Raw genomic sequence first — 6,195 nt, 5'->3', positions numbered from 1 at the left:
TGGCTGCACTCAAGATGAATATAAAACGGATTAACCTTACTGCGAAATTCAAACTTATATCGCTTACGGCAAAAGAACTGAGGCCGCCAAGTGCGACAACAATAATCACGATTGGGCTGATAATATTTGCTTGAACCGCTGCCTGTCCGAGAATGAGTGCTCCTACAATTCCAATGGTCGGACCGATTGGACTTGGTACACGAAGTCCCGCCTCCCTAATCAGCTCAAATGCCGCTTCCATAATCAGGATCTCAATAACTGCCGGAAATGGTACCTTCTCGCGGGAGGAAGCAATTGCGAGCAATAAGTCAGGTGGAATCATTTCGGCATGGTAGGTTGTAATAGCCACATAGATGGCAGATGTAAAGAGCGTTATGAACATGGCTACCATTCTTAAGGCCCTTGTAAAATTGGCATATGCAAACCGCAGATAGTGATCTTCCGGGCTGTGGAAAAAAGACCAAAAGGTGGCCGGCAATATTAAACTGTCTGGAGAATTATCCATTAATAGGACGATATAGCCATCCTCCAAAAAAGACGTTGCTCGGTCTGGCCTTTCACTGGAGAGGATACTCGGGAATAAAGAATAGCTGCGCTCCTCGATATATTCCTCAAGCAGTGACAGGTTTTGAATCGAGTTAACATCCAGACTGCCCAGCCTTTTCTTGATGTTGCTGACAAGCTTTTCATTTGCCAGCCCGCGTATGTATACAATAAATACATCATTATGAGAGCGCTGGGAGATTTCAATAGCCTCAACGATCAGGTTCTCATTCCTGATTTTTTTCCTGAGCAGCGATATATTTGTGACTGCCTTTTCAATGAATGATTCCTTTGGTCCCTTGATCAGGATTTCATTATCAGGCTTCTCGATCGCCCTGCTTTGGAAATCTGGACAATCCATGACATAAGCCCTGGCTTCCCCATCCATAAGAAGAATCGCATTCCCCTTATTAATATCATTCACTGCATCTTTGAAATATAAAATATCATGTACCATTTGCACCGATACGATATCCTTTACCTGCTTATTTCGAGATGTATTTTCAGTTAATGGCTTAAGGATGTGATCTTCAATACTTTTTATATCTGTAATTGTGCTGATAAATATAATCGCAGCCTGTTTATTAAAGCCTTCGAGATACAGCTCTCTTAGCTTTACATCCTTATTATCAGGTATGCTGTAAAGCTTTTTTAAAATAGTCAAATTTGCTTGGAGGTCATCGCTGAATTCTTTTTCTTTAAGCTCTGTTTGCTCTCCCTCCTCTTGTTTTCCTGGGGGAGATTTTTTATTTTGCTGCTTATTAAACAGCTTAAGCATATCCATCAACATATTAAATCTTCTCCCTGCCAGTTTGGAACTGCATTTCCTGTTCTTAACATTTGCTATTCTGCTAATTTTTATGAGGAGATGGCGGAATTATATTGTTATGTAATCATCTTTTTTACAAAAGCTATGTTAAAATCCGGCTGAGGTTTCCATAATTTTCTCAACTGGTGAAATATTTGGTTCAACTGGTGAAAAAATCATTCCAACTAGTGAAAAACCTGATACAACTGGTGAAAAACTTAATGCAACTGGTGAATTAACTTTTTTTCTATCGTAAAAAGTCTAATCAACTTAGGAAAATCTTGCTCACTTCACTAATAAATCACCATTAATTGAAAAAAAGTCATTTAAGTAATAAAAAAACAGCCCAGGATCTAATCCTGAGCTTAAAAAATTAATTCTATCTTTATCGATTTTTTCTTTTCATCCAAATAAAATAAATAATCCCAGCGATCAGGGCGATCACAGCTACTGGAATGATATAAGGCCTTGCCGCATCTTTAATGCCTGCCCAATTTTCGCCGAGGACAATTCCAAGGTTAAGAAAGAAGATCGTCCATGGAATGATTGCGGCGATGGTGTATAAAGTGAATTTGATAAAGGACATTCTCGCAATACCTGCTGGAATCGAAATCGCATGTCTTACTACTGGAATAAATCTAGCAGAAAAAATCACGCCTGGACCATATTTTTTGAACCACTGTTCAGACAAATCGATATGGTGATTATTAATAAGCAAGTATTTTCCGTATTTTTCAAGCATAGGCCTTCCGCCATAATATCCAAGCCAATATAAAAACAGCTGGGCGATTGTTCCCCCAATCGTTCCTGCGATAACTGCTCCGGCGAAACCAATCGTTCCTTGAGAAATCATGTATCCCCCATAACCAAGAACGATTTCACTTGGGATCACTTCAAGCATCAAGCCCAGGGCAATCCCGAGGTATCCCAAGCTAGACAGCCAGTCCAATACATTTAATATAAAATCCTGCACTTAAGTACCCACTCCAATCTTTTACCTGACTTGTTTCATTATAGTTCTTCCAAGCTCTATTCGTAAACTTTGGATTTATTTAGGCATAGCAAAAAGCTCCATCCGAATTTACACGGAATTCAATTTAAAAATAAATGCCCTTATAGTTCAATTTTATTAAAGAGATATTTTTCATACGCTTCAAGGTCTTATCTCCCAAGTTAATATGAATACGACTGCACACCTGAATTTGGTGTGTTATTTTTGTGTGATTTAAGCACAATATAATAGATGTCCTTTTCAATTAAGTATTATAGTCAATGGATTATATATACCCTTTTTATCTGAGCATAATAGAACTGTAAGGGAGTAGATCGCTTTGGGTCAATCGAATAAATTAGGTGTCTGGATTTTAACTGCCCTTGTTGTAGGCAATATGGTGGGCTCGGGAATTTTCATGATTCCTCGTTCCCTATCTGAAGCAGCGAGTCCGCTCGGTGTTTTATTGGGGTGGCTGCTGACGGGATTTGGTGTATTGATGACTGCTCTGGTATTTGGAAATCTTGCATTGAGAAAGCCTGAACTGACTGGCGGTCCTCAGATTTATGCAAAAGAATTATTCCGTCCCAGATCACATGCTGGAACACTTTCGGGCTTCATGGCTTCATGGGGCTACTGGATTGGCAATTTTGCTGGAAATGTTGCCATCATCACAACATTTGCGAGCTATCTTTCTACATTCTTCCCTATTTTAACAAGCCAATCAGAACTCTTCACAATTGGCAGCACAGTGATTAGAACCGGAAATTTAATGACCTTTATTGTATGTACACTTCTTTTATGGGGAACTCATTTTATCATTTTAGGTGGAATGGAACAGGCTGGAAAAATAAATTTCTTAGCCACCGCAGCAAAAGTAATAGGTTTCTTTCTATTTATCATTATTGGCTTGTTTGCATTTCAAAAAGCAAACATCCTGCCATTCTCTGCTCCCCGTTTTGACGAAGCTGGCAATTCACTCGGTTTGTATGGGCAAATCAACAATGCCGCAATCACTACTCTATGGGCATTTATTGGGGTGGAATCTGCTGTAGTTTTCGCTTCAAGGGCTAGACGTCCCGTAGATGTCAAACGGGCAACTGTTCTCGGATTATTGATTGCCTTAGTCATATACATTGGAATAAGCATGCTTGTAATGGGGATGCTGGACCAAAAATCTTTGATTGCATCTGAAAAGCCATTGATCGATGCGATTGAAACTGTCCTCGGACCAATTGGCGGTCAAGTTCTAGCCATACTTGGATTAATCAGCTTATTTGGTTCGACGATTGGCTGGGTATGGCTAAGTGCCGAGGTTCCCTACCAGGCTGCCCGACAAGGTCTTTTCCTGCAATCATTCTTGAAGGAAAATAAAAAAGGACTTCCTGTTTTTTCTTTAATTGTAACGAACATTTTGGGTCAGCTATTTGTTTTTTCGACTATTTCAAACTCCATTGCAAATGCATTTGACTTTATTATTTTTATTGCAACATTGTCCTATTTAGTCCCTTATTTTATCTCTTCTGTTTTCCAATTAAAGCTTGTACTTACTGGAGAAACGTATTCGAATATGAGATCAAGAGTGGTGGATGGAGTGATTGCAGCGATTTCGACTCTGTACTCCATCTGGGTCATTATCGCAGGTACCTCGGACCTTAAAACATTCACCTTCGGAGTCATTCTCCTTGCCAGCGGAATTTTCTTTTACGGCAGGGTGGCACCACAAAGGTTAAAAGAGACAACTTAAAATAAAAGGGAAAGAACCTGCCCATGATCAAGCAGGTTCTTTCTCCATTATTAGAACCAGCCGCCCCTTAGCAGGACTTTAATGCCAATGAATATGATTAAGAATGCAAAGATAACGATGACAACTATTCCTATGATTTGTAAAAAAGATAAACCCAAAAATGCAGCCAATGAAAGAGCCCCTACTCTAAAAAGAGCGTATCCCGCTAAAATGACAGCCAGGAAAAGCCAAACATACGAATTTGATCCTAACGACATATCAATATCCCTCCTTTACTTTACAGAATATGTAAAAAAAGAAAATTGGTACGGGCTACTGCACATTTTAAGTAAAGCCGTGTTTTAAAAATTAATGCTAGGCCGAAAATGGTATTAGATTATTTTCATATCAAAACTGTTTTTGAACAAGAGAATAAGGGAAAAGTAATGAATATTTTCTTACATATGAAGATCAAGATTTTAGGGGGAGCTAACTTGACGAACCAGATTTATATTCGTTTCATTCGTCTGCCGATTTTAACGAGGTTTTTAATGATTGCCGCCTTCATAATTTTTATTTTTGGTGCAATCATCCACCTCATTGAACCACAGAGTTTCCCCACTATTTTTGATGGGATTTGGTGGGCAATCATAACCGCATCAACTGTAGGCTACGGGGATTTCTATCCTTCGACTTTTCTGGGGCGTATTACTGGCATACTCCTGTTGCTGGTAGGAACAGGCTTTTTGTCGTCTTATTTCATCCATCTTTCAGCCGCAACTGTTACGAAACAGAACCAATATCTAGAGGGAAATATCATTTATAAAGGATCTGGCCATGTCATCATTATTGGCTGGAACGAAAGGTCGCGGTCAATTATTCGATCTATGTCTGACTCCAAGGTGCAGATTATTTTAATTGATGAATCATTAAAATCGAATCCCATCAACGAAGAGAATGTTCATTTTATTAAAGGGCGAGCTAACAGTGACGATACATTATTAAGGGCTAAGATTCAAACAGCAAGAAAGGTGATTATTACTTCTGATCAGAACCTGGATGAATTGCACGCAGACATGCACACTGTTCTGACTCTGCTCGCAATCAAAGGGCTCAACCCTGATATTTACTGCATCGCTGAAATATTGACAACCGAGCAGATCAATAATGCGCGCAGAGCGGGAGCAGATGAACTGATTCAAACTAACAAATTAACCAGTGCTGTCATTTTAAACAGCATCTTTACAGAAGGTCATGTTAATTCACTTCTTGATTTTCTTGGAGAACTAAATGGCAAGCACCTTGCCTATATACCGGCTGAAAGCAGAACGATCGGCAAGAGTTTCATCGAGGCAAGCACGATGCTTTTAGCTCAGAATGTGATTTTGCTTGGAATTAAAAAAGGGGATGACATCGTTGTCAACCCCAGCAACCATATTAAAATAGAGCAAAACGACATGCTTTTAACAATCACCAATTAGTGGTTCAATATTGAAGATTCGACTTCATGGACTAGCGATTTTCCGACTTCAATATATTTTTCTGGAAAGCTTGCATCCTTGTCCACGGGTTCCTGAAACTGGTTAAAAGAAGCACTCGCGTTCCCGATATTGGCATGGTCGTCAACGCCTCGCTGGTACTTATGTGAAAGAAGCATTGGCCGCTGCAATTGAACCGTACAACCGCGTGAGTCAAGCTGGCCATCAATTGCTTTAAATGGAAGCCTCAAAAATTGATACCCAACTTCGTCATCAATTTTATAATCAAAGGCTCCATGGTCATAATCCCAGTTTCCGCCAATCGTATAACCAAGAGGTTTAAGCATCTGTTCCAATTTAAAAAGGTCAAAGTGTTTGCCTTCAAGTTCAGATGGAATTTCAATCACTGGACGTTCCGCCTTTCTGTGCATTTTAAGGTTAGTTTTAACCAAAAGGGAATATTTCATTAAAGATTATTGAAAAGGCGTAACTGGGAAAAATACTTGTTATTTTCCAATTTGCAGAGAATAGATTATTGAGGGAAGTGTTACGGGTATTACGAAAAATAAGCTGGGTTATTCGGAGAAAACGAAAATCATACCTTAATATCCTTAAAACAATATGCTACATAAAAAGGAGTACCCTGTTG

6 protein-coding genes are annotated in these 6,195 nt (G+C 39.3%); 2 read left to right on the top strand and 4 right to left on the bottom strand.

Going from position 1 to position 6,195, the window contains the following annotated elements; all coding sequences use genetic code 11:
- Together WB217_RS05720 and WB217_RS05715 are read right to left on the bottom strand one after the other, a co-directional pair.
- Positions 1–1,333 (bottom strand): spore germination protein (locus WB217_RS05720; protein WP_423991495.1); only part of this gene is annotated, 1,333 nt, incomplete at its 3' end.
- 403 nt (positions 1,334–1,736) lie between these two features.
- Complete coding sequence (locus tag WB217_RS05715; protein ID WP_423991493.1) at positions 1,737–2,324, bottom strand: DedA family protein; 588 nt, start codon at positions 2,322–2,324, stop codon at positions 1,737–1,739.
- Positions 2,325–2,682: 358 nt separating this feature from the next.
- Between WB217_RS05715 and WB217_RS05710 the strand changes: the two genes are divergently transcribed.
- The gene (locus tag WB217_RS05710; protein WP_423991491.1) at positions 2,683–4,089 is read left to right on the top strand and encodes an amino acid permease; all 1,407 of its coding nucleotides are present in this window, start codon (positions 2,683–2,685) and stop codon (positions 4,087–4,089) included.
- Between the two features lie 50 nt (positions 4,090–4,139).
- Here WB217_RS05710 and WB217_RS05705 read toward each other — a convergent pair whose 3' ends face one another.
- A complete protein-coding gene (locus WB217_RS05705; protein ID WP_423991489.1) occupies positions 4,140–4,346 on the bottom strand; it encodes a hypothetical protein in 207 nt (68 codons plus the stop codon).
- A gap of 216 nt (positions 4,347–4,562) precedes the next feature.
- On the opposite strand from WB217_RS05705, the gene WB217_RS05700 reads away from it, so the two are divergent.
- Positions 4,563–5,549 carry a potassium channel family protein gene (locus WB217_RS05700; protein WP_423991487.1) on the top strand — a complete coding sequence of 329 codons (987 nt, stop codon included), beginning with the start codon at positions 4,563–4,565 and terminating at the stop codon, positions 5,547–5,549.
- Here WB217_RS05700 and WB217_RS05695 read toward each other — a convergent pair.
- A complete protein-coding gene (locus tag WB217_RS05695; RefSeq protein WP_423991485.1) occupies positions 5,546–5,953 on the bottom strand; it encodes a YugN-like family protein in 408 nt (135 codons plus the stop codon). The two genes, WB217_RS05700 and WB217_RS05695, sit on opposite strands and share 4 nt — an antisense overlap.
- Between the last annotated feature and the right edge of the window lie 242 nt (positions 5,954–6,195).

This window comes from Mesobacillus sp. (assembly GCF_049588175.1).
In the GTDB taxonomy this organism is placed as follows: domain Bacteria; phylum Bacillota; class Bacilli; order Bacillales; family Cytobacillaceae; genus Mesobacillus.
Note: the sequence above shows the minus strand (reverse complement) of the source record. Positions and strands in the feature narration are given on the sequence as shown.